This window comes from Mucilaginibacter sp. GW821-FHT07G05, from assembly GCF_059418565.1.
In genome coordinates, this window is record NZ_JBWKQC010000007.1 from 45,044 (window position 1) to 67,271 (window position 22,228).

Consider the following 22,228-nt stretch of genomic DNA (forward strand, 5'->3'; position numbering starts at 1 on the left):
GATTTTTTCGAACCAGTTGATGGATTTAAAGAATAACCACATGCAAACAAGCATAGCGATGAGAAGTACGATGACCATAGTTTTAATTTTTATAAAACACCATAGCCAACCGGCATGCCAACAACGATGTTTTATTTACAAAGCATTGACTATTAATTAACTACAATAAAAAATACAATTAATGGAGTTTCACTAAAACAATAAACCCTTCCATTTTGGAAGGGTTTATTACCATTACGGTGAGGTCAACCTATATTTCAGTAATATAATATTCGTCCGGTTTTCGGTATAAGCGATATCTTAAATTCATGCTTTAAATAAGAAACCATAATTCAAAAGCGATGCCTTAAACCATAGCTTGTGTACAATTGCATATGGCTGTATCTATATTTCATAATATATTTTTTAAGCTATTACATTGCACAATTTTATCCTTCAAAATGGAATGCTTTTTTTCATTTTGAAAGAGTTACATGGCAAATAGGGCATTGTGCCTTATAAGATTATATAATTCTTTATTGGATGGTAAGTTGCTCAAATTCCCCATATTCCGGGGCTGTGACAAAGAAAAAGTCACATCTTTTTTGGGCAAAATTATCTGAAGCAACAAAAATCCCTGCTTCCGCAAGGAACAGGGATTTGAAAGGAACTTATACTCTTGGAACAATCATTTCAGCACATTTTGATGATACCGCCATTAGCCAATAATCCCGTCCCGATGTTTTTCAATTTTTGAGTTTAAAAACCATACATACCACCCGAAACAGAAATTTGCTCTCCCGTGATCCATGCGGCGTCATCGGAAGCCAAAAAGACAACGGCTTTTGCAATGTCTTCAGGCTGGCCCCTGCGGCCAAGCGGTGTTTTTTCGACAAACATTTTTTCATACTCACTACCGGCGGTAACGCCCGCGCTGGTTGCTCCTTCTGTTTCGGTAGCGCCCGGTAAAACAGAATTGATACGAACGTTTTTCGCACCCAACTCCTTAGATAAAGCAATTGTAAAGGCATCCAGTGCCGCTTTGGTTGCAGAGTACAACGAGGCATTTTGAAGAGGGTATTTACTTGCCCCCGAACTGATATTGATAATGTTCCCACCCTTATCGCCGAAAAGTTTCAGCGCTGCCTGGATAGTAAGAATTGGCCCCAGCACATTGACATTGAAACTCTGATGGAAGCCTTCTACCGAGATGAGTTCAATAGGTGCATATCCCTGAGAAACCGCGTTGTTTACCAAAACATCCAACGTGCCGAAAGCCGCATTGGTTTCTTCAAACAACCTGTTTACATCGGCTTCTTTCGATACATCGGCCTGCACTGCAATAGCTGTGCCTCCATTGTCGGTTATGGCTTTCACTACCTTATCCGCCCCTTCTTTACTTGAAGCATAATTTACAACCACCTTTGCGCCTTCTGCCGCAAAGTGTTTTGCTATAGCTGCACCTATTCCTTTTGAAGCACCGGTGACTACCGCTACTTTATTTTTTAATCTGTCCATTTTTTTAATGTTTAATTATTTAGATAAATAGGTCATACCACCATCAACCAATAGTTCAGCCCCCAGCATAAAAGAAGAATCATCAGAAGCGAGGAAAACCGCTGTTTTACCAATGTCAGATGGTTGCCCTATTCTGCCTGTAGGCATTACACCTGCATAGTGTTTTTTTACAGCTTCAATTTGCTCTGCGGGAACAAACTTGTCAAACGCCGGTGTATCTGTTGTGCCCGGTGTTATTACATTTGCCCTGATCTTTCTATCTAAAAGATCGCTTGAAAATCCTTTTGCTAAATAGATCACCGCCGCTTTTGCAGCGCCATAAAGTGTAAATGAGGAATAAGCCCGGTGTGCGGCATTTGACCCGATGAGGATAATAGAAGCACCATCATTCATGTAGGGCAGTGCTTTTTGAACAGTGAAGTAAACACTTTTCAGGTTTAAATCCATTGTTTGGTCATAGTCGGCTTCGCTAATATCTGCCACGGTTCCTATAGTTCCGCCACCTGCATTGGCTACGATCACGTCTATTTTACCAAATTTATCAGCTGTTTCTTTAAATACCCTTTCCAGATCGGCAAGGTTGGTTACATCGGCATTTATGGCTATAAAGTCATCGCCAAGCTGCGCCGCGGAACTATCTAAAGTTTCCTGGTTTCTGCCGACAATAACTCCTTTAGCACCTTCATTTTTAAATTCCCGGGCAATGCCAAACCCGATACCGCTGTTGCCACCTGTAATAACGGCGACCTTATTTTTTAGTTTACTCATTTTTTTAATTATTAATATTTGAGCAGCGAAGGTATACTTGTTAAGTTACTTTTAGTAACTTTGTACTGAAAAATAACAGTAACACAGGTGTAACCAAGTAACATAATGAGGTGTAAAATAACAGAGTTTCAACAGGAGCAAAAGAAGAGGATGAGGTCGGTTCAGGATGCTATGGACGCATTGAACGGCAAGTGGAAAATCGCTATTATCTCGTCCATCTGCTGTTATGGCAAAAGGCGATTTTCTGATATTCTGAACGATGTTGAGGGGGTTTCTAACAGGATGCTGAGTAAAGAACTAAAGGAACTGGAAATAAACGAGTTGATAAAGCGAACCGTTTTAGCTACACAACCTATAACGGTTGAATATGAACTTACGGAACACGGCAATACGCTGCAAACCATCATCAGCGAACTTTCAGCTTGGGGAATTGTGCACCGAAAGAAAATTGTCGGGAGATAATGTTCTTTGTTGGATGATGCTTCTGCAATTGTTACCAGCTGACTTGCATCAGCCAATGGGTGTCTGCGTGATTTTTGCCTAATAGCAGATTCAGACTATATAAAACATTGGGTTCAATTTGCATTATTGAATCTGATCCGGATCATGCCGATAATTTTATATCTTGGTTTATTAGTACCTGATATGAACTTTCACATTATTTATTGCATGTGTGCATTATTGTTTTCATTTACCTTCGGTAGATGCAGCGCACAAACGAACAGCATAGTTGCCGATACAACGCATAAAAACATTGAACCCGACTCATGGCCGCCCGGCGAGAGCATTAAATATGTGGCATTGAGAGATAGCGCCAAATTAGTACATATTAAAGGTCAATTTTACCGAAGTAAAGCAGGCAAGCTATTTGAAAAAATGCAAGCGCCCAAAAACGCGAGCGATATAGATGCAGGCATGGTAACGTTTTTTAAAGTCACGAATCCGGACATTGACCCATTAACCTTTGAGGTTATAGGTGGCGACAGTTGGTTTGCTCATGACAAAAAATTTGTATATAACTACCGGGAAAATGATTCGGGAATGTTTTGCATCACAATGCACCAAGCTAATGTTAAATATTTTAAGTTACTACCGGATAACAGTGGGATATACGGTGCCGATAATAAACACGTTTTTCGGGAAACGGATATTATAGAAAATATTAACCCTAAAAATATGCACATTGTAATTGATAAGGATAAACACTTAGTTCAGATTACAAGCGGGCGTTATGTTTTTATGGATAGCTGGGGAACAACAGCAGCTAAATTGATCAAACCCACGCCGAAGCACAGGGCTGCTGCATCACAACAATAAGTTTTACTCTTTGATTTGCGTTTAATCATCGATTAGGATTTATAAATCGGTGGTGCAAATTTTAGGTTAATCATAGTAAACCCCCATACTTTAGTTAATTTTAACCTTATCATTTAGGAAGATATGTTTCTGCGCGAGATCAAACCCAGTCCAGCATTAGCCCAATTGGTGAGGCTCTACCGGATTATTGATTTCGAATTTTTGCATAATAACCCGATACCGCCAAAAGCTTATACGCCCCGGCCTGAACAATGCCTGCAATTTTTTCCAACACCGACGATTATCAGCTACACCGATGGTCAAACCATTCAACCCATGAATGCGCTGCTGATGGGGCAGCATACCATGATCAATAACCGCACCGTCTTTAAAAAATTTCTGTCTCTACAGATCGTGTTTCAACCGGGTGCCTTACACCGCCTATTTGGTTTTTCACTTGCTGAGTTAACCGATAGATCCATTGATGCCGCTGATGTGTTTGCGAGCGATGCAGAACACATTAACGACCAGCTTTATCATGCTAAAAACCATTATGAAATGATCATGATAGCCGAAAGCTTCGTTACCAAATTGGCAAAGAAGCTAACCAGGCAGCTTTTGCCTATAGATGTGGTGTCGCGGCAAATGTTGGATTTATCGAGATCTTTAGACGCTTATATCTCCAACGCATATCTTTCTCATCGCCAGTTCGACCGCCAGTTCATCGAACGGATGGGTATTGCACCAAAAGAATATTTGCGGATCATTCGTTTCGATAAGGCCTACCGGATGAAGAACCGTTACCCACAAATGAGTTGGTTTAATATCGCTATTGATTGCGGCTATTATGATTACCAGCATTTGAGCAAAGATTATAAAGACTTTACCGGCCATACGCCCGCCGCATTTTTTGCTATGGATTCTCCGGAACGAACATTGGGGACAGAAGAAGTCTATTAAAATGTCCATTTCTTACCATTAAAGGCCCATTCCGGCTTTCGACCTTTAGGGTATGAAAAGAAAACGATTTTTAAAGACCGGCCTGGGTGCAGCAGCATTGCTGGTCTTGGGAAAAACAGCTGCGGCGCATGCAGCCACAGAAAAACCTTTTAAAATAGCGGCTGGTAAAGGGCGCTTTGGCGAATCTTTTTTATACAAAGGCAAAAACCCCAACGATATCAAAATATCCGGAAAAGATACTGATAACCAAGTAGCGATGTTCGAATATATTGGCTATGAAAAAATCGGGCCTTCTCTGCATGTTCATTTTCACCAGGACGAAGTTTTTTATGTGGTAGAAGGAAACTATCGTTTTGTGGTGGGTGAAGAAACTATGCTGATGAACCCCGGCGACACCATCTTTTTACCGCGCAATATCCCGCATACCTGGATACAATTGACCGATAAAGGCAAACTGGTTTATTTTGTGCAACCGGCTGGTAAAGCCGAGGAGTTTTTCAGAACGATGAATAACCTGAAGCATGCCCCAACAAAAGAAGAAGTAGACAAAATTCATGAAGCCTGCGGAATGAAGGTGATAGGACCTCCACTAACGTTGTAACGAATAAAGTTGATAGTAAAATTCACAACAACCCTTTCTAATGCAAAAGAGGCTGTATCATAAGTAAAAACGCAGTCGCTTTCTCGGAATTTATTTGGCCTTACGTACTTCCCGTTTATCTTGATAGAGAAAAAGGTTTTTTTTCAATCCGAAAATTACCCTTTTGACTTATTGTGAGTTCAGCCAAATTAAATCTGGCACCCTTCTTGGAAAATTGATTTATGATACAGCCTCTTTGTGGTGGGCGTTTTACAAATCTCCTATTCCTGCGTGATTTACGCCCTAATAGCGGATTTACACCTATAATTTTTTTAGTTCAAATCATTGATGATTTTTATATATTCACTCGTTAGATATTGCATCTAAAAAGAAAAATGTCATTTAGTAAATTAGTTCATAGCTAAGTATTGTGATAAACTAACTAATAATTTATATGAAAAATATTTAGACTATGGAAGCATTTAAAATTACTTTGAGAATAGTTTTTACCACGGGAACGGTATTATGTCTTCTAATTGCAATTATCGGGCTCTTAAAAGGAGAAGACCGATATATTTATTTATTGTTATTTTGGCTTAGTTTCATTGAGATTCCAGTATTTATAGCTTTCATTTTTGTGTTATTGTACCAAAGGTTTTTCAACAGAAGGCCTTTTTTATTTTTTAAACGCGAATTAATTTCCTTATTGGTACGGATTGGTGCTTTTGCTTTGGTTTTTGCTTTGGCTCGGCTCTCATTTTTGTGACCGAGCTGTTAAATGAAAAACCTATCAGCTCCGTTGTTTGAAGCTTGCAATTTTGAACGTTCATGGCAGTAATCTGGGACTACATTCATAAACGCAAAAGATCCCCTCAGATGTTTCTGAGAGGATTTTTGTGGTATCAGCTGGAATCGAACCAGCGACACAAGGATTTTCAGTCCTTTGCTCTACCAACTGAGCTATGATACCCTGTTCCGTTTGGGTTTGCAAATGTAGTGTGATTTTTTGTTTATGGAAACTTTTTTTGAAAAAACTTTTCAATCTTCTTTCACGTTAAATCTATCAGGCAGACAATCAGGCCGAAACACTTAAAAATATTTTTTCATACCAGCGCCATACTCACCAATTAAACAAATAAAATATACCTTTATCTAAAATTACTATGCACGCATAATGTTTTTTCAACTGATCTTTTTGGTGATATTGGCTATTGCGGTTTACCTGTTCAGCAAAAACGCGGGTAAAATAAGGCGCAATATTCTGCTCGGCCGCGATACCGACCGCAGCGATAACCCTGCCCTGCGCTGGAAAACCATGGCCAGGGTAGCCCTCGGCCAAACCAAAATGACCAAACGCCCGGTTGCCGCCCTGCTCCACTTTTTAATCTACGCGGGCTTTATCATCATCAATATTGAGGTGTTGGAAATACTTATCGACGGCCTGTTCGGTTCGCACCGCATTTTCTCGAAACCATTGGGCAGCTTGTATGGCTTGTTGATAGGCGGCTTTGAAATACTGGCCGTGTTGGTGCTTGTATCCTGCATCGGCTTCCTGGTCCGCCGCAATATAATCCGTTTAAAGCGCTTTACGGGCACGGAGATGACGCGATGGCCAAAATCCGACGCCAACTATATCCTGCTGATTGAAATTTGCCTCATGGCCGCCTTTTTAACCATGAACTCTGCCGACTATAAATTACAAGCCCTGCATTACGGCCATTATATACAAGCCGGCAGTTTCCCGGTGAGTTCGGTACTGGCTCCGCTGCTGCCTTCGGGCACGGAGGCTTTGGTAATTGTTGAGCGCGGTTGCTGGTGGTTTCACATTGTGGGCATACTGGCATTTTTAAATTACCTGCCCTACTCCAAGCATTTCCATATTTTGCTGGCTTTTCCAAATACGTATTATTCCAATCTTAATCCGCAGAGCAAGTTTACTAATATGGCTTCGGTTACCAATGAGGTGAAGGCCATGCTTAATCCTTCGTACGTTCCGGAGGCTACACCGCCCGGCAGGTTTGGCGCCAAGGATGCTACCGACCTTACCTGGAAAAACCTCATGGAGGCCTATACCTGCACCGAGTGCGGCAGGTGTACGTCGGTTTGCCCGGCCAACCAAACGGGCAAACTATTATCGCCCCGAAAGATCATGATGGATACCCGCGACCGCATTACCGAGATAGGCCAGGGTATTGACAAAAACGGCAATGAGTATACCGACGATAAGTCGCTGTTAGGTAACTACATTACCCGAGAGGAGCTTTGGGCCTGCACCACCTGCAATGCCTGTGCCGAGGCTTGCCCGGTGAACATTAATCCGTTGGAAATAATCACCGAAATGCGGCGCTATGTGGTAATGGAAGAATCGCAGGCACCGGCAAGCCTCAACAACATGTTCGGCAATATGGAAAATAACGGCGCGCCCTGGAAATACAGCAATGCCGACAGGTTTAACTGGGCGGAGAAGGATTAGCATTTTTTGAGTTGACCATAGTCGATAGACAATGGTCGATAGTAATAAAATTTAAAACTATGGTCTATCGACCATCGACTATGGACATACTAAAAATACCTACCATGGCCGAAATGACGGCGCACGGTCTTGAACCCGAAATTTTGTTTTGGGTAGGCTGCGCGGGCAGTTTCGACGAAAGGGCGCAGAAGATCACCCGCGATATTTGCAAGATACTCCATCACGTGGGTATCAGCTTCGCGGTGCTCGGCACCGAAGAAAGCTGTACCGGCGACCCGGCCAAACGTGCCGGTAACGAGTTTTTATTTCAGATGCAGGCCATGAACAATATTGCAGTGCTTGATGCTTATAATATTAAAAAGATAGTCACCGGCTGTCCGCATTGCTTCAATACGCTAAAAAACGAATACCCCGGCCTGGGCGGTAATTATGAGGTCATCCATCATTCGCAGCTTATTCAGCAACTCATTAACGAGGGCAAGCTAAAAACAGAAGGCGGCGAAAGCTTTAAGGGCAAGCGCATCACCTATCATGATCCTTGCTATTTAGGTCGCGGCAATAACGTTTACGAAGCCCCGCGCAAGGCTTTAGAAGTATTGGATGCCGAACTGGTGGAAATGAAGCGCTGCAAGAGCAACGGACTGTGCTGCGGAGCAGGCGGTGCGCAAATGTTTAAAGAACCCGAAAAAGGCACTAAAGACATCAACATAGAGCGCATTGCAGATGTGCTGGAAGCAAAAGCGACTGTAGTAGCCGCCGCGTGTCCGTTTTGTATGACCATGCTGCGCGATGGTCTAAAGGCCCACGAAAAAGAGCAGGAGATACAGGTATTGGATATTGCCGAGATCACTGCGAGGGCAAACGGCTTATAAATTCTTCTTTTTAAAATACAGCAGCGCGTTGCGTAGGCTGTCCAGTCTTTCAGGCTCCATGTTTTTAACCGGGATGCTGAACACGGTAGCCATGGAATCGACATTGCCGCTTCGGTCGTTATAGGTTTGTACAATAACGTCGTCGCCCTTGGCCCGCAGTACCATGTTACCGGCGGCAACTGTGCCCCAATAGTCCAGATCCTCTAACCGGCGCAGATGCATCGAAAAATATTCCTGCTTACCGTTCGCATAGGTTTTGCGCAAGCGCACAAAGGCATCGGGTGTAAGGGTAAGTTCCCACTTCTTCAGTTTGTCGGCCGCATCGGCATTAAAACATTGCGTTAAACACTTATTGCTCCAGCCCAGTAGTTCCTGCTCGCTCATATCCTGGTTAAAGGCTAAATTAGCCACGCACAACAAGGGCATTAAAACCAGTAAAACAACTTTTTTGGGTGCTGAAAGAAGTGTTTTTCTCATGACAACAAAATCCAGTTTCGAAGTTAAGAAATCAATAAATTTGCATATGCGTTATTCTGAAAATTCAAGAGTGTGGATCTACCAGTCGGACAGGCAATTATTAGCCGACGAAACCCTGCTGATACAACAACAGTTAGATAATTTTGTTCGCAACTGGACAGCACATAATAATCAGCTAAAGGCCGGTGCCGAAATAAGATACAATCGCTTTTTGATACTGATAGTTGACGAAGAGCAGGCAGGCGCCAGTGGTTGTTCTATTGATAAGTCGGTAAACTTTATGAAGCAGCTGGAACAACAGTTCAATATCAACCTGTTCGACAGGTTTAACCTGGCTTACCGCAGCGGCAACGAAGTACTATCGGCTCCACGCGCCCAATTTGAAGAACTGATAAAAACAGGCGTAATTAATGCCGATACCATTGTATATAACAACCTGGTACAAAACGTGACCGAGCTGGAAACTAAATGGGAAGTACCGTTTAAAAACAGCTGGCATCCCCAGTTATTCCGGGACTTGATTACAGTATAGTCATTGGTCAGTAGTTGTTGGTCATTTTGATGGGCAGTTTAAACAAATCGCTGATTACGAAAATGATGGTCGATATATAAAACCTATATTTTTTATATTGCATTATGGAACAGTACGATAACCGCATTGATGTTTACATTGACAAGGCTGCCGATTTTGCCAAACCCATTTTAACTCACCTGCGCAAACTGGTGCACCTGGCTTCGCCGGAGATAAAGGAAACCATGAAGTGGAGTGCGCCATTTTTTGAGTACAAAGGCATATTATGCCACATGATGGCCTTTAAACAGCACTGTGGTTTTGGTTTCTGGAAGGCCGATCTGCTACCCGACCCGCATGGTATTTTACAAACCGAAGCCGGGGAATCTGCCGGAAATTTGGGTAAGCTCATTGCCTTGGCCGATCTGCCGGACGACGATATCCTGATCTGGTATATCCGCGAAGCTATCGCCGCTAAAGACATGAGCCCCGTAGTAAAACCTGCCGCGGCCATAAAGAAAGCAGCGATAAAAACTATCCCCACAGAAGCACCGCAGTACTTTGCAGAATTACTCGATAAAAACCCGGAAGCAAAGGCTTACTTCGATAAGTTTAGTCCATCGCAACGCAAAGAATATATTACCTGGTTTGAAGATGCCAAAAGCGATGCCACCCGCCAAAAACGTTTAGATACAGCCATAGAATGGATCAGCGAGGGTAAATCAAGACATTGGAAGTATAAGTAAACACGAATGAATATCCGTAATAATTACCTGATAAAAAGCAATCATGCTTTGCCCGAAATAAAGAAACGACTAAAGCAAAATACTTTAGAAAAAAATAAACTTACACGCGAAAAAACTGATAAAGCATTTATAGGCCAAATAACACAAACAGGGTTTGTTATAATTGCCTCAACAGCATTGGGCGTGGTTTGCGCTGTAACCGGCCGGTTTAATCCAAACCCGGGTAATACTAAAGCTAAGGGCACGGAAATAGCCATTGAAACCCGTACACAAAGTGTATTTTTTATAATGATAGCTGTGTGGCTTGCCCTGATGATGATTATGGCAGTAATTGTGCCTTTGATAAAGGATGCCGAACGGCAGTTTTCAGCAATCCCCCTGCTGGTGATTATTTCGGGCGTAGTTGTATTGCGCATCTTATTGCATTTCCTCTACATTAAAGCCCGTGGTAATGCTATAAAAAAGCTTGAAACATTATTTACGGCTAACTGATGGCTGAATAAAACTATCCGAAATATTTTTTCTGTAATCTTAAAAATCTAACGGCCCCAATCTCCGCATATTTTTCCTGATCAGGAACTGCCTGTGCTTTACCCGCTTGCTCGGGTTAGTGGCCGACCATTTCAGCGGACTTGGGAATATAGACGCTATAGCCGCGGCCTGGTACTTGTTCAATTCTGAAGCGTGCTTGTGAAAGTAGGCTTGCGACGCGGCCTCAACGCCGTAAATGCCATCGCCCATTTCAATTACATTGAGGTAAACCTCCATAATACGTTTCTTGCTCCAAAACACCTCTATCAGCATAGTAAAATAGGCCTCAAACCCTTTGCGGATGTAGGAGCGCCCAGGCCAAAGGAAAACGTTCTTGGCGGTTTGCTGCGATATGGTACTGCCGCCAATCAGCTTACGGCTGTGCTGGTTTCTGTCGATGGCTTTTTCAATGGCGTTAAAGTCGAAGCCGTGGTGCTCTAAAAATAGCTGATCTTCACCGGCTACGGCGGCGCGTTTCATGGGGTCGGCAATTTGCTCGAAGCTTACCCAGTCTTTGTCAATCTTCCAATCCTTACCATCGGCTTTACGTTCAAAGCCGCGCTCAATCATCAACAGGGTAAAGGGTGGGTTAACAAAGCGGAACAGCAGTACGCCAAACAGGCTGGCGCCTACAAAAATAATAACCGCAAGCTTTATTACCCGCAGCAGCAGCCTAACAATACCGTTATTAAATATCCCCCTGCCACTCTTGCCCGCACGTTTATTAGTTGTTTTACGCTTCATAAAAAAAATCCGAAACCAAAAAAGAAAGGTGTTTAGCTTTCACTAAACACCTTTTAAATCTATATCAAAAATTCGAATTTGAAAATCCGAAATTGAAATTATTCAGCTACTACTTCGAAAGGTACCTGAACTTTCACTTCTTTGTGCAGGTTTACGTTTGCAACGTACTCGCCAATTACTTTTGGCTCCTGCTCGAAAGTGATACGGCGACGGTCAACATCAAAGCCTTCTTTTTTCAACGCGTCAGCAATCTGAATGGTGTTGATAGCTCCGAATATTTTACCGCTTTCGCCTGCTTTAGCGCCGATAGTAAGTTTAACACCTTCTAAACGAGCCGCGATAGCATCAGCATCTTTACGAATTTTATCTTGTTTAAATTGAGCCTGCTTAATGTTTTCTGCTAAAACTTTACGTGCAGACACAGTAGCCAATATAGCATAACCCTTAGGGATAAGGAAGTTACGGCCATAACCTGGTTTAACGCTTACTACATCGTCTTTATCACCCAGGTTTTTTACATCTTGTTTTAAAATAAGTTCCATTTGTTTTACCTCCTATTATTATTTTAATGAATCTGTAACATAAGGTAATAAACCGATGTGGCGTGCACGCTTAACAGCCTGGGCCACTTTACGCTGAAACTTCAATGAAGTACCTGTTAAACGGCGAGGTAATACTTTACCCTGGTCGTTAACAAATTTCAAAAGGAAGTTAGCGTCTTTGTAATCGATATATTTGATACCGTTTTTCTTGAAACGGCAATATTTTTTACGGTTATCCTCCACTTTAGGAGCGGTAACGTATTTAATTTGGTCGTTTGCCATTAGTTTGCGCCCTCCTCTGTTTTAGCTGATTTCTTTTGATTGAAAGCACCGCTACGTTTTTTCTCATTGTAAGCAATGGCATGTTTATCCAAAGCGATAGTAAGGAAACGCAAAACACGCTCATCGCGTCTTAATTCAATCTCCAATTTGTTAATTAATTCACCTGGAGCCCTGAATTCAGTTAAGTGATAGTACCCTGTAGTTTTCTTTTGGATAGGGTACGCTAATTTTCTCAAACCCCAATTATCCTCCTGGACAATTTCGGCTCCGCCATCAGTTAAGGTTTTGCTGTATTTGGCGATAGCCTCTTTAGCAATGTCTTCTGATAACAACGGGGTTAGAACGATCACGATTTCGTACTGTTGCATTATTATACTTTGATTTTTAATTATTTATCCCCGCACAAACGGGGACGCAAATGTAAGAAGAAATTTTATTTTATGCAACCATAGTTAATCTGTAATTTAACAGCATCAAAAACTTTATCATAAGCATGAAAAAACTACTGTTTGTCCTTCTTTCTCTCTTCGCAATTCAGCAAGCATCTTTAGCCCAAGAAAAAACCGGCCCGGCCGAAAAAAAGATGCTCGATTCGCTTTGTAACTGTATGACGGTGTTAGACATGACCAAGATCACCACATCGGCCCAAGCCAACGAGGCATTCATGACCTGCTTTACAAGTCATGCCGACTTGTTGCTGGAGGTTGCAGCCGAACGCGGTATCGACATGAACGACGAAGACGCCGGCAATGCTTTGGGTGAAACGATAGGTAAAAAATTATTGACCCAAAAATGCGGTGTATTTATGAAACTTGCCATGATCATGGCAGACGACAAGGAGGACGCAGCGGTTAAAACCGAAATCACCACAGGTACTTTTAAGCGTATAGACAATAAAGGCTTTAATTATATAGTAGTGACCGAAGGTGGCAGCGAAAAATCATTTATTTGGCTAAAGCAGTTTGCCGGGTCGGAGGCATTTATGGGCGTTACCACTAAGCTTGCGGGTAAAAAGCTGAAGATAACATGGCAGGAAATTGAGGTGTATTTGCCGCAGGCCAAAGGCTATTATAAGGTAAAAGAGATAACCGGGATACAAATATTATAATTCCATGATTATTGGGCGCTAACAAAGCCCTATTTTGGGTGCCGCTATTGCACACATTACTTATGAGTACTTTACAAAATCAATATATACATGATGATGCCCCTGTAGCCGATACCATTATTATTGCAGGCCGGGGAAGCGCGCCCATTGAGGGCGACTGGGATGATGAAGATGATGAGGTTTTTGACGACCTGATGGCCGATGAAAATGATATGAACCTTATTAAAACCGGGGCCGACTGGCTAACCCGTGATGAAGATGACGACGATCATCTGCCTGAAGAAGAGCTGCAATAACCTGTTCATATTACTAATTGAACAAAGGTTTACCGGGCACTTTAATTAGTATTATTTTCTTGCTACCTTTATACCTGTGGATAATTTTATTGTTTCGGCTCGCAAATACCGCCCGGCTACTTTTGAAACCGTTGTAGGTCAGCAACATGTAACCAACACGCTCAAAAACGCCATTAAAAACAACCAGCTGGCGCAGGCATTTTTGTTCTGTGGTCCGCGTGGTGTGGGCAAAACCACCTGTGCACGTATACTCGCGAAAACCATTAATTGCCTTAACCTGCAACCTAATGGCGAGGCTTGCGGCACCTGCGATTCGTGCCGTTCGTTCATGAATGGCAACTCCTTTAATATACATGAGCTTGATGCCGCGTCAAACAACTCGGTTGATGATATCCGCAGCCTGATAGAACAGGTACGCATACCGCCCCAGGCCGCAAAATATAAGGTATATATTATAGATGAGGTTCACATGCTATCGCAGGCGGCATTCAACGCTTTCCTGAAAACGCTTGAGGAACCGCCTAACTATGCCATATTTATATTAGCTACTACCGAGAAGCATAAAATACTGCCAACCATACTTTCGCGCTGCCAAATATTTGATTTTAACCGCATCCGTGTGGAAGATATGGCATCGCACCTGGCATCCATCGCACAAAAAGAAAGTGTAACTTATGAACAGGATGGCCTGCACATCATCGCCCAAAAAGCTGATGGTGGTTTAAGGGATGCCCTGTCCATGTTCGATCAGATCGTGAGCTTTTCGGGTGGTAACGTTACCTACTCGTCGGTAATCAATAACCTGAACATACTCGATTATGATTACTACTTTAATATCACCGATAGCTTATTGCAGGAGAACAGCGCCAAAACACTGCTATTTTTTGATGAGATATTGAACAAGGGCTTTGATGGCGCTCATTTTATTTCGGGCCTGTCCGAACACCTCCGCAACCTGTTGGTGGGTAAAGATACCGCCACTTTAAAATTGCTCGAAGTAAGCGAAGGTATTAAAGCCAAATACATGCAGCAGGCACAGGCATCGTCGGTATCGTTTCTGCTCTCGGCCATGAACATCGCCAACCAGTGCGACCTTAATTATAAGCTGAGCAAAAACCAGCGTTTACAGGTTGAACTGGCACTGCTAAAGATGTGTAACCTCGGCGCTTTATTTAACGCGGCCCTTTCACCATCCGCAGCGCTGCCCGAAGGGGAGCTAAAAAAAAAACCTGATACCTCAGCAATAAGCACTCCGCCACCCGTACAAACCGCGGCTGTTAATAATAGTATCCCCGTAATAAGCGATACGCCCTTAACTTATAACCGGGCGCAGCCTACTGCTGTACCGGCACCTGCCGAACCAGCAAAAGCGATTGTAAAAGAGCCCGCCCCGGTGGTAGCTACAGAACGGCCTAAAGTGATGATACCCAATTTAAAGGTAACATCATCGTCGATAAAAATTCCGTCGCTTAACGATATGGGGGCTGATACAGAGGTATTGGAAGAAGAGGAAGATCCCTACCTGAAAGGTAACGACAAGGAGGCTTTTACACCCGAAGACTTTTTAAAACACTGGGGAAACTACGCTGAAAAGATAAAAAGTGAAGGCAAACCAATGAGCTTAAGTACCGTGTTTTCGGCAAGCAGGCCAACCATGCTTAACCCTGTACTGTTTGAGGTAGTGGTAGAAAACAAGGTACAGGAAGCTGCCGTAAGAGATGAAAAACCGTATCTGCTCAATTACCTGCGTACCAATCTGCGCAATTTTGATGTGGAGGTGGAGATAAGGGTAGATGAACAACAACTTGCCGTAACCCGCCGCCCTTATACCGCTGTAGAGAAGTTCCAATACATGGCCAATAAAAACCCGAAATTATTGGAGTTAAGGAGCAGGTTTAATTTGGAGTTTGATTAAGAGGGAACCTATTATAAAGCTGTCATTCTGAACATAGTGAAGAATCTTCTTCGATATGCTAATCGAATAATAGATTCTTCGTTCCTCAGAATGACAGCTCTTTTTATACTGATCAATTACTTGAAATTCTCGCGGTCATTCTTAGGATAACCTTCTTCATCGAGGTCGTCACGATCATCTTCGGGGGTGCGTGATATGGCTTCGTCGGCCGGGTCAACTTCTACAATTTTGCCGCTATCAATGTGCATTCCCAGTTTATCAACATCGGTTTCGAGGCTTTCGTTGGGGATGTATTCATCAACCGCGTAAGGGTTTGATTCGTCGTAGGTTGAGTTTATATCGTCGCCGTTTTTAACGGAAGTATTGTATGGATCCGGGTGATCATAATCAGGATCTTCGCTTTCAACATCATACTCAAAGCTATCATCCTCGGGGTTATATTTCAGGTCGTCCTTATCGGTAGTTTCACCCGGTTCGTCATCACCCAATGTGTATTTTAGTTTCTCATCGCGATCCGGGCTTTCATCATCAAAACCGGGATATGTTTCATCTATTTTCATAGCTTTTCAGTTTATATGTTATAGTATCAACATTAAAAACCCTGCCAAAGTTTTACGGCAGCTATATTAAATGAGCAGAATTAGTAAGAAACTTTTTTGCGGTAAGAGGTAGTACCACCCAGGCTAAATTTCATACCTAACACAATTTGCCCCATGGTATCATTACGCTGACCCGCATTATAACCGTCCAAGTTATCGCCCATCATCAGGTTATACTGGTAAGCCAGATCAACCTTAAAAGTAGGGATATCATACTGGTTAAATACCTTAAACTCGTAACCTACCCTAAGCGGGATAAAGAGTACTTTTGAAACATTTTCGCCGGGGCTATAATAGCCGGCTATTTGCGGCGAAGTACGGCTAATTTTAGTGATGCTGTTAAACGTCATCCCTAAACCGGATGAAACGTATACGTTTTTCAGGAAGTTGGCGATCTGGCTTTGCGAGTAATCGATAAACTCACCTGCCTGTACCTGCCCTCTGAAAACTACAGCTTTATAATTATTTTCGAACTGACGGCCCGATGCATACTTAACCGAATCCCCGCCTTTTAATTTACCTGCCTGAAATTCAAATACGAAATTGGTATACGGTGTAGCGTTAAAGGTAAAGTTAACAGTTCCGGAAACGGTGGTGGTAGTTTTTTCGGCATCGCTGAATACCTGGTTGGCATTTATGGCAAAACCCAGATCGTACTGATCGTAATTAAACCCTATTTGCGCCTTTGATGCCAGGGTTATAAAACCGGCCAAAAACGTTAATATCACTACACGGGTATAAAATTTCATCATATAATTATAATGGCGTCTTTCACTTAAACGGTATAAACTGTTTAAAAGGTATATATGTTTTATAAAAGTAGTTCAAAACTTTCAATCCACTACCCTATTACTACCTTTTCAGTATAAAAGTTGCAACAAAGATGTGATATAATCATGAAAGCCCAATAGCTTATTGCATCAATCATCAACTTAATAATAAGATTCCAATCGATACGCACACTCCATCTTTTACAGCCTTTCCAACTTTCGGACTAATTTTCCTAACTTCACCCCCTCGAAATCAATTCTGGAATAATGAAATTATTAGAAGGAAAAACCGCGCTCATCACCGGCGCTTCAAAAGGTATAGGCCGCAAAATAGCGGAAAAATTTGCAGAGCATGGCGCAAACGTGGCGTTCACTTATTTATCGTCGGTAGAAAAAGGACAAGCCTTAGAAACCGAACTGCAAAGCTTTGGCACACAGGTAAAAGGTTACCGTTCTGACGCGTCGAAATTTGACGAGGCCGAAAAACTGATCAATGATATCGTTGCCGATTTTGGCACACTGGATATAGTGGTTAACAATGCCGGTATCACCAAAGACGGCCTGTTAATGCGCATGACCGAACAACAATGGGACGAAGTGCTGGATGTGAACCTGAAATCTATTTTCAACGTAACCAAAGCCGCTTCAAAAATTATGATGAAGAACCGTAAGGGTGTATTCATCAACATGAGCTCGGTAGTGGGTGTACAGGGTAATGCGGGCCAATCAAACTACGCGGCATCAAAAGCGGGGATTATTGGTTTCTCAAAATCGGTAGCTAAAGAATTAGGCTCACGTAACATACGCACTAACGTGGTTGCACCGGGCTTTATCCGTACCGAAATGACCGATGTATTAGACCCTAAAGTGGTTGAAGGCTGGGCAGCGGCAATTCCGCTTAAACGTGCCGGTGAAGTAGAAGACGTAGCTAACGCCTGCGTATTCCTGGCTTCAGACATGGCAGCTTACATCACCGGACAGGTTATCCCTGTTGACGGCGGTATGCTGTAGAGATAAGTCAAAAGTTAAAATTCAAAAATCAAAAAAATGACAGGCAGGGTTCGGCGGTATCATTGGGTATTGTGGGCTTTTAGCCTGTCATTTTTTATTATGCCCGGTTCTGTATCGGCGCAGTTAAAGGCAAGATCATGCCCCGGAAGAACGGATAACTTATCACAGAGATTTATTTATACATTCGGCGATCAATTGCCCGATGTTGAGGGCGGGCGCCAGAAGTTAAATGACCTCGTATTGAAAAACTTCAAATATCCCAAAGGGAATTATACAGGCAAAACTATCTTACAGTTCGTAGTAGAACCAAACGGAACGCTAACCGGATTAAATATAATAAGAGATCCATCAGGAGAAAAGCGATTATTTGGAAAACCGTTGTTTGAATTGCTTAAAAAAGCTAAATGGCTACCCGGAATGTGTAATAAGAAAAAAGTACCGATGGAATATACCTTTGCTATATCTTGTATGTTACTCGATGGATAATAACATAAATATAGTTAAATAGCTTAAAGGCATTTTAAACCTTTAAAATAAAAACAGCATATTTGGTTAATCCAGATATGCTGTTTTTATTTTCAATAACATGGGGTTCGGTTTCGGTATGGTGGCTGCCTGTTGGTGCGCTTACCGGTTTACTGTATGCCTGGCTCATGTACCGCCAGCCGGTTAACCTGAGCAATAAATTCAGAAATGGGTTGTTCGCTTTGCGGGCTTTGGCGGTATTTATTATCGCGCTGTTATTGTTATCGCCCCTGGTAAAGTCGGTAAATTATAAACCCGAAAAACCGCTGGTACTTATCGCGCAGGATAATTCACAATCTGTAAACCTTAGTCCTGCCCTATCCAAGCAAGATTTAGTAAGCTCGCTATCCAAACTTCAGCAACAACTGGGCGACGATTACGAGGTACATACCTTTAATTTCGATAGTAAATTGAACAATGGCTTGTCGGCTACCTTTTCAGGCAAGCAAACCGATATATCATCGGCATTAAAGCAACTTAACGAACGCTTTGTAAACCGCAACATTGGCGCGGTGGTATTAGCTACCGATGGCTTGTACAACCAGGGAGCCGATCCGCAATACGAGGCGCGCAATTTCAAAAGTAGCATCTACACTATCGCCCTCGGAGATACCATCCCAAAACGCGACCTGCTGATAGGCAATATCAGCTACAACAAAACCGCCTTTTTAGGCAACGATTTTATTATAGAGGTACTGGCCGAAGCTTACCAAAGCAATGGCGAAACCATGCGCCTATCAGTTACCGAGGATGGTAGGCAGGTACATTCGCAAAGCATAGCGGTTACCGGCAACTCATTTAAAAAAGTAATTCCGGTTAAGCTTACGGCTGATAAAAAGGGTCTGCATAAATTTAGCATCAGCATTGCCCCGGTTAAAAACGAGCTATCAACCGAAAACAATACCGAGCTGATCTACATAGATGTACTGGATGCCAAACAAAAGGTGTTGCTGGTTTACCAGGCCGTTCATCCCGATATCAGCGTGATAAAAACGGGGATTGAAAGCAACAAAAATTACGAAGTGAAAACCACTTCGCTAACTGATCTGTCGCAGGTAAAACCGGGCGATTATAGTTTGATTATCCTGTACCAGCTTTCGGGCGGCAGTTCGGCGGTGGCGCAAAAGTTTATCGGCAGCGCTAAAGTTCCGGTTTGGTACACCATTGGCGCACAAAGCAATATCGGCGATTTTAACAGCAGCCAAAAAACAGTAAAAATAAGCGGCAGCGGTGAAATGCAGGAGGTATTCGCTCAGCCTGTAAACGAGTTCTCGGCCTTTACGCTGTCTGATTCCACCCGCAATAAGTTAAGCCATCTGCCGCCTTTACAGGTGCCTTTCGGCAACTATGGTTCGGTGACGGCATCGGGCGTGCTGTTAAAACAGCGAATAGGCAACGTGAGCACCTCTTACCCCCTACTGGCCTTCGGTGATGATAATGGCAGGCGTACCGCGGTGCTTGCAGGTGAAGGCCTCTGGCGGTGGAAATTGGCCGAGTTTAATACTTATGGCAGCAACCATGCTATTGATGAATTGCTGAGTCAGTCGGTACAGTATTTAACAGCTAACGCCAATAAACAACAGTTCAGGGTTTACCCGGCCAACAATGTGTTTGATGAAGGCGAAAGCATCCTCATTAATGCAGAACTATATAACGATGCCCTCGAACTGGTAAACACACCCGATATAAAAATAGACCTGAAAAGCCAAACCGGTAAACATTACAACTACCTGTTTACCCGCAACGGCCAAAGTTATAGCTTAGATGCAGGCGCGCTGCCATCGGGCGAGTACAGCTATACCGCCGCCGCCAAACTTGGCGAACACGCGTTCAATGCCACCGGACAGCTTACCATCAAACAGCTTAATTTAGAGGCAAGGCAAAGTACCGCCAACCATCAGTTATTACAAAACATAGCCAAACAAAGCGGCGGCGCAATGCTGCAAGCATCAGACATCGGCAAACTCGCCGGCCTCATCCGCAAAAACGATAACATCAAAACCGTAGTATACGAGGATAAAAACTACAGCGACCTGGTTGATGTGAAATGGGTGTTCCTACTGATACTGGTTCTTTTAAGTACTGAGTGGTTTTTGAGAAAGAGAGAGGGAGAGGTTTAGTAGTACCTCTCGAATAAATTATTGATAAATTTTCGTCATTGCGAGGTACGAAGCAATCTCTACGTAGGTTAGGCTTGTGCTGTAGTTAACGTTAGTCTGCTCTTGGGCGCAGGGCACCATTACTTTTGTCGCCACAAAAGTAACAAAAAGGCTTGTCCAGCAATAGGCTTCTTTGCCGCACAAGGCCTCCCCTGCAAAACGTGCAGAACTTGGGGCTGGAACTTTTGCCCCACCGCCCTATTCCCACCCACATGCAACAAGTTCGCTATGCCCGCCACTGCGCTCGTGGCCAACAAAGTCCTGCCCGTTTTCGCCTGAAGCTGTTTGCTGACGGGAAGGAAGCCTCACCTAAATCCTCTCACTTTAAAAGTAGCCCCACGCTGTCGCGAGTTTAGCATAGCGTAACTCGTGATGACACATGGGTTAAGCTTTCAGCTTAACGAATTAACAACAACAAATTTAGAGGGTAACGAAAGCTGAAAGCTTTCGCCATGCTTAGTCACGAGTTACGCTATGCTAAACTCGCGACAGTAAAAGAAAACTTTGGCAACTTTAAAAAGTTGCCAAAGTTGAAAGAGGGAATTTAGCCTACAAAGCTTTCTAATATTTTGAAGCCGCCTTCGGTAACCAGTTCTACGTGGTTAATTGTTTTTGGCAGCAGGATGCTTTCGCCCATTTTAACGGCTAATTCGCCGCCATCGTATTTAAGGGTATAGGCACCTTCCACGCAAACGTGTATCACGAATGAATCGAGGTTAGTGCAATCGCGTGAGGTGTTTTCGGTAAAGTCAAGTATGCTGGTGGTAAAGTATTGACAGGTAACCGCTTCTACCGCTTTGTTTTTGGTATGTTCGTACTGGGTTTTGTATTCCGGGTAAAACTTGTAGTCGATAGCGGCTAAAGCTTCTTCGGTATGCAGTTCGCGCTTGTTACCTTTATCGTCAACACGGTCGAAATCGTAAATACGGTACGTAATATCTGATGTTTGCTGAATTTCAGCGATCAGTAAACCCGCACCGATAGTATGCACACGGCCGGCGGGTAAAAAGTAAATATCACCGGCAGTAACCTCTTCGCGGTTAAGTATGTCGGTTAAGTGGCCGCTGTTAAATTTATCAAGGTAAATTTGCTCGTTAACTTCCTGGTTAAAACCGGTGATGAGTGTTGAGCCTTTGTCAGCCTCAATTACGTACCACATTTCGGTTTTACCGAAAGAGTTATGGCGTTTTTTAGCCAGTTCGTCATCAGGATGCACCTGTATAGAAAGATCCTCATTAGCATCAATAAATTTGATCAGCAGCGGGAAGGTATTGCCAAAGCGCTCGTACACTTTCTCGCCAACCAGTTCACCCTGGAATTTCTCCAGCAGTTCGGCCAGCGATTCGCCTTCCAGCTCGCCGTTGGCTACTACTGATACATCAGACTTTACGCCTGATATTTCCCAGGTTTCGCCGCAGTTTGGCAGGTCGCCGAAATCTTTATGCAGGTAGGTTTTTATTTTGTTACCGCCCCATATTTTGTCTTTATAGATGGTTTTGAATTTTAACGGATATAATGCTGACATGATTGATTGTTTTATTGCCGCTAAGTTATTAGTTAATACTG

At 43.0% G+C, this 22,228-nt stretch carries 25 protein-coding genes and 1 tRNA gene; 15 read left to right on the forward strand and 11 right to left on the reverse strand.

Annotation, left to right across the window (positions count from 1 at the left end):
• Positions 1–738 precede the first annotated feature (738 nt).
• Entirely contained in the window at positions 739–1,497 is a 759-nt protein-coding gene (locus tag AC07NA_RS17675) for an SDR family NAD(P)-dependent oxidoreductase (protein WP_494898928.1), read from the reverse strand.
• Between the two features lie 15 nt (positions 1,498–1,512).
• A complete protein-coding gene (locus tag AC07NA_RS17680; RefSeq protein ID WP_494898929.1) occupies positions 1,513–2,265 on the reverse strand; it encodes an SDR family NAD(P)-dependent oxidoreductase in 753 nt (250 codons plus the stop codon).
• A gap of 105 nt (positions 2,266–2,370) precedes the next feature.
• On the opposite strand from AC07NA_RS17680, the gene AC07NA_RS17685 reads away from it, so the two are divergent.
• The 4 genes from AC07NA_RS17685 (at position 2,371) to AC07NA_RS17700 (ending at position 5,122) form a co-directional block, all read left to right on the forward strand.
• The gene (locus AC07NA_RS17685) at positions 2,371–2,727 is read left to right on the forward strand and encodes a winged helix-turn-helix transcriptional regulator (protein ID WP_494898930.1); all 357 of its coding nucleotides are present in this window, start codon (positions 2,371–2,373) and stop codon (positions 2,725–2,727) included.
• Between the two features lie 183 nt (positions 2,728–2,910).
• Positions 2,911–3,582: a hypothetical protein gene (locus tag AC07NA_RS17690; RefSeq protein ID WP_494898931.1), complete on the forward strand. Its 672-nt coding sequence runs from the start codon at positions 2,911–2,913 to the stop codon at positions 3,580–3,582.
• A 123-nt stretch (positions 3,583–3,705) separates the two neighbouring features.
• The gene (locus tag AC07NA_RS17695; RefSeq protein ID WP_494898932.1) at positions 3,706–4,521 is read left to right on the forward strand and encodes a helix-turn-helix domain-containing protein; all 816 of its coding nucleotides are present in this window, start codon (positions 3,706–3,708) and stop codon (positions 4,519–4,521) included.
• 52 nt (positions 4,522–4,573) lie between these two features.
• A complete protein-coding gene (locus AC07NA_RS17700) occupies positions 4,574–5,122 on the forward strand; it encodes a cupin domain-containing protein (RefSeq protein ID WP_494898933.1) in 549 nt (182 codons plus the stop codon).
• 876 nt (positions 5,123–5,998) lie between these two features.
• Here the strand turns inward: AC07NA_RS17700 and AC07NA_RS17705 are convergent.
• Positions 5,999–6,071, reverse strand: a tRNA-Phe gene (locus tag AC07NA_RS17705).
• A 204-nt stretch (positions 6,072–6,275) separates the two neighbouring features.
• Between AC07NA_RS17705 and AC07NA_RS17710 the strand changes: the two genes are divergently transcribed.
• Together AC07NA_RS17710 and AC07NA_RS17715 are read left to right on the forward strand one after the other, a co-directional pair.
• On the forward strand, positions 6,276–7,574 hold the full coding sequence (locus AC07NA_RS17710; RefSeq protein ID WP_494898934.1) for a 4Fe-4S dicluster domain-containing protein: 1,299 nt from the start codon (positions 6,276–6,278) through the stop codon (positions 7,572–7,574).
• Positions 7,575–7,654: 80 nt separating this feature from the next.
• Entirely contained in the window at positions 7,655–8,446 is a 792-nt protein-coding gene (locus AC07NA_RS17715) for a (Fe-S)-binding protein (protein WP_494898935.1), read from the forward strand.
• Here the strand turns inward: AC07NA_RS17715 and AC07NA_RS17720 are convergent.
• Positions 8,441–8,923, reverse strand: coding sequence for a hypothetical protein (locus tag AC07NA_RS17720; RefSeq protein WP_345212495.1), 483 nt, complete (start codon positions 8,921–8,923; stop codon positions 8,441–8,443). The genes AC07NA_RS17715 and AC07NA_RS17720 overlap by 6 nt on opposite strands.
• 46 nt (positions 8,924–8,969) lie before the next feature.
• Here AC07NA_RS17720 and AC07NA_RS17725 point away from each other — a divergent pair, with 46 nt between their 5' ends.
• The 3 genes from AC07NA_RS17725 to AC07NA_RS17735 all read left to right on the forward strand — a co-directional run bounded on the left by AC07NA_RS17725 (position 8,970) and on the right by AC07NA_RS17735 (position 10,672).
• Positions 8,970–9,455: an ABC transporter ATPase gene (locus AC07NA_RS17725; protein WP_494898936.1), complete on the forward strand. Its 486-nt coding sequence runs from the start codon at positions 8,970–8,972 to the stop codon at positions 9,453–9,455.
• 104 nt (positions 9,456–9,559) lie between these two features.
• Complete coding sequence (locus AC07NA_RS17730) at positions 9,560–10,180, forward strand: YdeI/OmpD-associated family protein (protein ID WP_494898937.1); 621 nt, start codon at positions 9,560–9,562, stop codon at positions 10,178–10,180.
• A 6-nt stretch (positions 10,181–10,186) separates the two neighbouring features.
• The gene (locus tag AC07NA_RS17735; RefSeq protein WP_494898938.1) at positions 10,187–10,672 is read left to right on the forward strand and encodes a hypothetical protein; all 486 of its coding nucleotides are present in this window, start codon (positions 10,187–10,189) and stop codon (positions 10,670–10,672) included.
• Positions 10,673–10,711: 39 nt separating this feature from the next.
• Here AC07NA_RS17735 and mtgA read toward each other — a convergent pair whose 3' ends face one another.
• From mtgA to rpsF, 4 genes are all read right to left on the reverse strand, one after another.
• Positions 10,712–11,455, reverse strand: coding sequence for a monofunctional biosynthetic peptidoglycan transglycosylase (gene mtgA / locus AC07NA_RS17740; RefSeq protein WP_494898939.1), 744 nt, complete (start codon positions 11,453–11,455; stop codon positions 10,712–10,714).
• A 98-nt stretch (positions 11,456–11,553) separates the two neighbouring features.
• On the reverse strand, positions 11,554–11,997 hold the full coding sequence (rplI, locus tag AC07NA_RS17745; RefSeq protein ID WP_345212500.1) for a 50S ribosomal protein L9: 444 nt from the start codon (positions 11,995–11,997) through the stop codon (positions 11,554–11,556).
• Between the two features lie 18 nt (positions 11,998–12,015).
• Positions 12,016–12,279: a 30S ribosomal protein S18 gene (gene rpsR / locus AC07NA_RS17750; protein WP_095705209.1), complete on the reverse strand. Its 264-nt coding sequence runs from the start codon at positions 12,277–12,279 to the stop codon at positions 12,016–12,018.
• A complete protein-coding gene (gene rpsF / locus AC07NA_RS17755; protein WP_345212501.1) occupies positions 12,279–12,647 on the reverse strand; it encodes a 30S ribosomal protein S6 in 369 nt (122 codons plus the stop codon). The genes rpsR and rpsF overlap by 1 nt, the downstream gene beginning before the upstream one ends.
• A gap of 125 nt (positions 12,648–12,772) precedes the next feature.
• Here rpsF and AC07NA_RS17760 point away from each other — a divergent pair, with 125 nt between their 5' ends.
• From AC07NA_RS17760 to AC07NA_RS17770, 3 genes are all read left to right on the forward strand, one after another.
• Complete coding sequence (locus AC07NA_RS17760; RefSeq protein WP_494898940.1) at positions 12,773–13,387, forward strand: hypothetical protein; 615 nt, start codon at positions 12,773–12,775, stop codon at positions 13,385–13,387.
• A 62-nt stretch (positions 13,388–13,449) separates the two neighbouring features.
• The gene (locus AC07NA_RS17765) at positions 13,450–13,683 is read left to right on the forward strand and encodes a hypothetical protein (protein WP_345212503.1); all 234 of its coding nucleotides are present in this window, start codon (positions 13,450–13,452) and stop codon (positions 13,681–13,683) included.
• Between the two features lie 76 nt (positions 13,684–13,759).
• The gene (locus AC07NA_RS17770; RefSeq protein WP_494898941.1) at positions 13,760–15,598 is read left to right on the forward strand and encodes a DNA polymerase III subunit gamma/tau; all 1,839 of its coding nucleotides are present in this window, start codon (positions 13,760–13,762) and stop codon (positions 15,596–15,598) included.
• A gap of 116 nt (positions 15,599–15,714) precedes the next feature.
• On the opposite strand, the gene AC07NA_RS17775 is transcribed toward AC07NA_RS17770, so the two are convergent.
• Both AC07NA_RS17775 and AC07NA_RS17780 read right to left on the reverse strand, forming a co-directional pair.
• Complete coding sequence (locus AC07NA_RS17775; RefSeq protein WP_494898942.1) at positions 15,715–16,158, reverse strand: hypothetical protein; 444 nt, start codon at positions 16,156–16,158, stop codon at positions 15,715–15,717.
• 80 nt (positions 16,159–16,238) lie between these two features.
• The gene (locus AC07NA_RS17780) at positions 16,239–16,949 is read right to left on the reverse strand and encodes a hypothetical protein (protein ID WP_494898943.1); all 711 of its coding nucleotides are present in this window, start codon (positions 16,947–16,949) and stop codon (positions 16,239–16,241) included.
• A 285-nt stretch (positions 16,950–17,234) separates the two neighbouring features.
• Here AC07NA_RS17780 and fabG point away from each other — a divergent pair, with 285 nt between their 5' ends.
• From fabG to AC07NA_RS17795, 3 genes are all read left to right on the forward strand, one after another.
• Positions 17,235–17,978, forward strand: coding sequence for a 3-oxoacyl-[acyl-carrier-protein] reductase (gene fabG, locus AC07NA_RS17785; protein WP_345212508.1), 744 nt, complete (start codon positions 17,235–17,237; stop codon positions 17,976–17,978).
• Between the two features lie 36 nt (positions 17,979–18,014).
• Positions 18,015–18,464 (forward strand): energy transducer TonB, encoded by a 450-nt coding sequence (locus AC07NA_RS17790; protein ID WP_494898944.1) that lies wholly within the window; start codon positions 18,015–18,017, stop codon positions 18,462–18,464.
• A 77-nt stretch (positions 18,465–18,541) separates the two neighbouring features.
• Positions 18,542–20,623 carry a vWA domain-containing protein gene (locus tag AC07NA_RS17795; RefSeq protein WP_494898945.1) on the forward strand — a complete coding sequence of 694 codons (2,082 nt, stop codon included), beginning with the start codon at positions 18,542–18,544 and terminating at the stop codon, positions 20,621–20,623.
• A 583-nt stretch (positions 20,624–21,206) separates the two neighbouring features.
• Here AC07NA_RS17795 and AC07NA_RS17800 read toward each other — a convergent pair.
• Entirely contained in the window at positions 21,207–22,187 is a 981-nt protein-coding gene (locus AC07NA_RS17800) for a type I phosphomannose isomerase catalytic subunit (RefSeq protein WP_494898946.1), read from the reverse strand.
• Between the last annotated feature and the right edge of the window lie 41 nt (positions 22,188–22,228).

Bases quoted from the DNA above. Each gene is read 5' to 3' on its own strand.
- AC07NA_RS17675 (WP_494898928.1), bottom strand. From the start codon at position 1,497: ATGGACAGATTAAAAAATAAAGTAGCGGTAGTCACCGGTGCTTCAAAA.
- AC07NA_RS17680 (WP_494898929.1), bottom strand. From the start codon at position 2,265: ATGAGTAAACTAAAAAATAAGGTCGCCGTTATTACAGGTGGCAACAGC.
- AC07NA_RS17685 (WP_494898930.1), top strand. From the start codon at position 2,371: ATGAGGTGTAAAATAACAGAGTTTCAACAGGAGCAAAAGAAGAGGATG.
- AC07NA_RS17690 (WP_494898931.1), top strand. From the start codon at position 2,911: ATGAACTTTCACATTATTTATTGCATGTGTGCATTATTGTTTTCATTT.
- AC07NA_RS17695 (WP_494898932.1), top strand. From the start codon at position 3,706: ATGTTTCTGCGCGAGATCAAACCCAGTCCAGCATTAGCCCAATTGGTG.
- AC07NA_RS17700 (WP_494898933.1), top strand. From the start codon at position 4,574: ATGAAAAGAAAACGATTTTTAAAGACCGGCCTGGGTGCAGCAGCATTG.
- AC07NA_RS17710 (WP_494898934.1), top strand. From the start codon at position 6,276: ATGTTTTTTCAACTGATCTTTTTGGTGATATTGGCTATTGCGGTTTAC.
- AC07NA_RS17715 (WP_494898935.1), top strand. From the start codon at position 7,655: ATGGACATACTAAAAATACCTACCATGGCCGAAATGACGGCGCACGGT.
- AC07NA_RS17720 (WP_345212495.1), bottom strand. From the start codon at position 8,923: ATGAGAAAAACACTTCTTTCAGCACCCAAAAAAGTTGTTTTACTGGTT.
- AC07NA_RS17725 (WP_494898936.1), top strand. From the start codon at position 8,970: ATGCGTTATTCTGAAAATTCAAGAGTGTGGATCTACCAGTCGGACAGG.
- AC07NA_RS17730 (WP_494898937.1), top strand. From the start codon at position 9,560: ATGGAACAGTACGATAACCGCATTGATGTTTACATTGACAAGGCTGCC.
- AC07NA_RS17735 (WP_494898938.1), top strand. From the start codon at position 10,187: ATGAATATCCGTAATAATTACCTGATAAAAAGCAATCATGCTTTGCCC.
- mtgA (WP_494898939.1), bottom strand. From the start codon at position 11,455: ATGAAGCGTAAAACAACTAATAAACGTGCGGGCAAGAGTGGCAGGGGG.
- rplI (WP_345212500.1), bottom strand. From the start codon at position 11,997: ATGGAACTTATTTTAAAACAAGATGTAAAAAACCTGGGTGATAAAGAC.
- rpsR (WP_095705209.1), bottom strand. From the start codon at position 12,279: ATGGCAAACGACCAAATTAAATACGTTACCGCTCCTAAAGTGGAGGAT.
- rpsF (WP_345212501.1), bottom strand. From the start codon at position 12,647: ATGCAACAGTACGAAATCGTGATCGTTCTAACCCCGTTGTTATCAGAA.
- AC07NA_RS17760 (WP_494898940.1), top strand. From the start codon at position 12,773: ATGAAAAAACTACTGTTTGTCCTTCTTTCTCTCTTCGCAATTCAGCAA.
- AC07NA_RS17765 (WP_345212503.1), top strand. From the start codon at position 13,450: ATGAGTACTTTACAAAATCAATATATACATGATGATGCCCCTGTAGCC.
- AC07NA_RS17775 (WP_494898942.1), bottom strand. From the start codon at position 16,158: ATGAAAATAGATGAAACATATCCCGGTTTTGATGATGAAAGCCCGGAT.
- AC07NA_RS17780 (WP_494898943.1), bottom strand. From the start codon at position 16,949: ATGATGAAATTTTATACCCGTGTAGTGATATTAACGTTTTTGGCCGGT.
- fabG (WP_345212508.1), top strand. From the start codon at position 17,235: ATGAAATTATTAGAAGGAAAAACCGCGCTCATCACCGGCGCTTCAAAA.
- AC07NA_RS17790 (WP_494898944.1), top strand. From the start codon at position 18,015: ATGACAGGCAGGGTTCGGCGGTATCATTGGGTATTGTGGGCTTTTAGC.
- AC07NA_RS17795 (WP_494898945.1), top strand. From the start codon at position 18,542: ATGCTGTTTTTATTTTCAATAACATGGGGTTCGGTTTCGGTATGGTGG.
- AC07NA_RS17800 (WP_494898946.1), bottom strand. From the start codon at position 22,187: ATGTCAGCATTATATCCGTTAAAATTCAAAACCATCTATAAAGACAAA.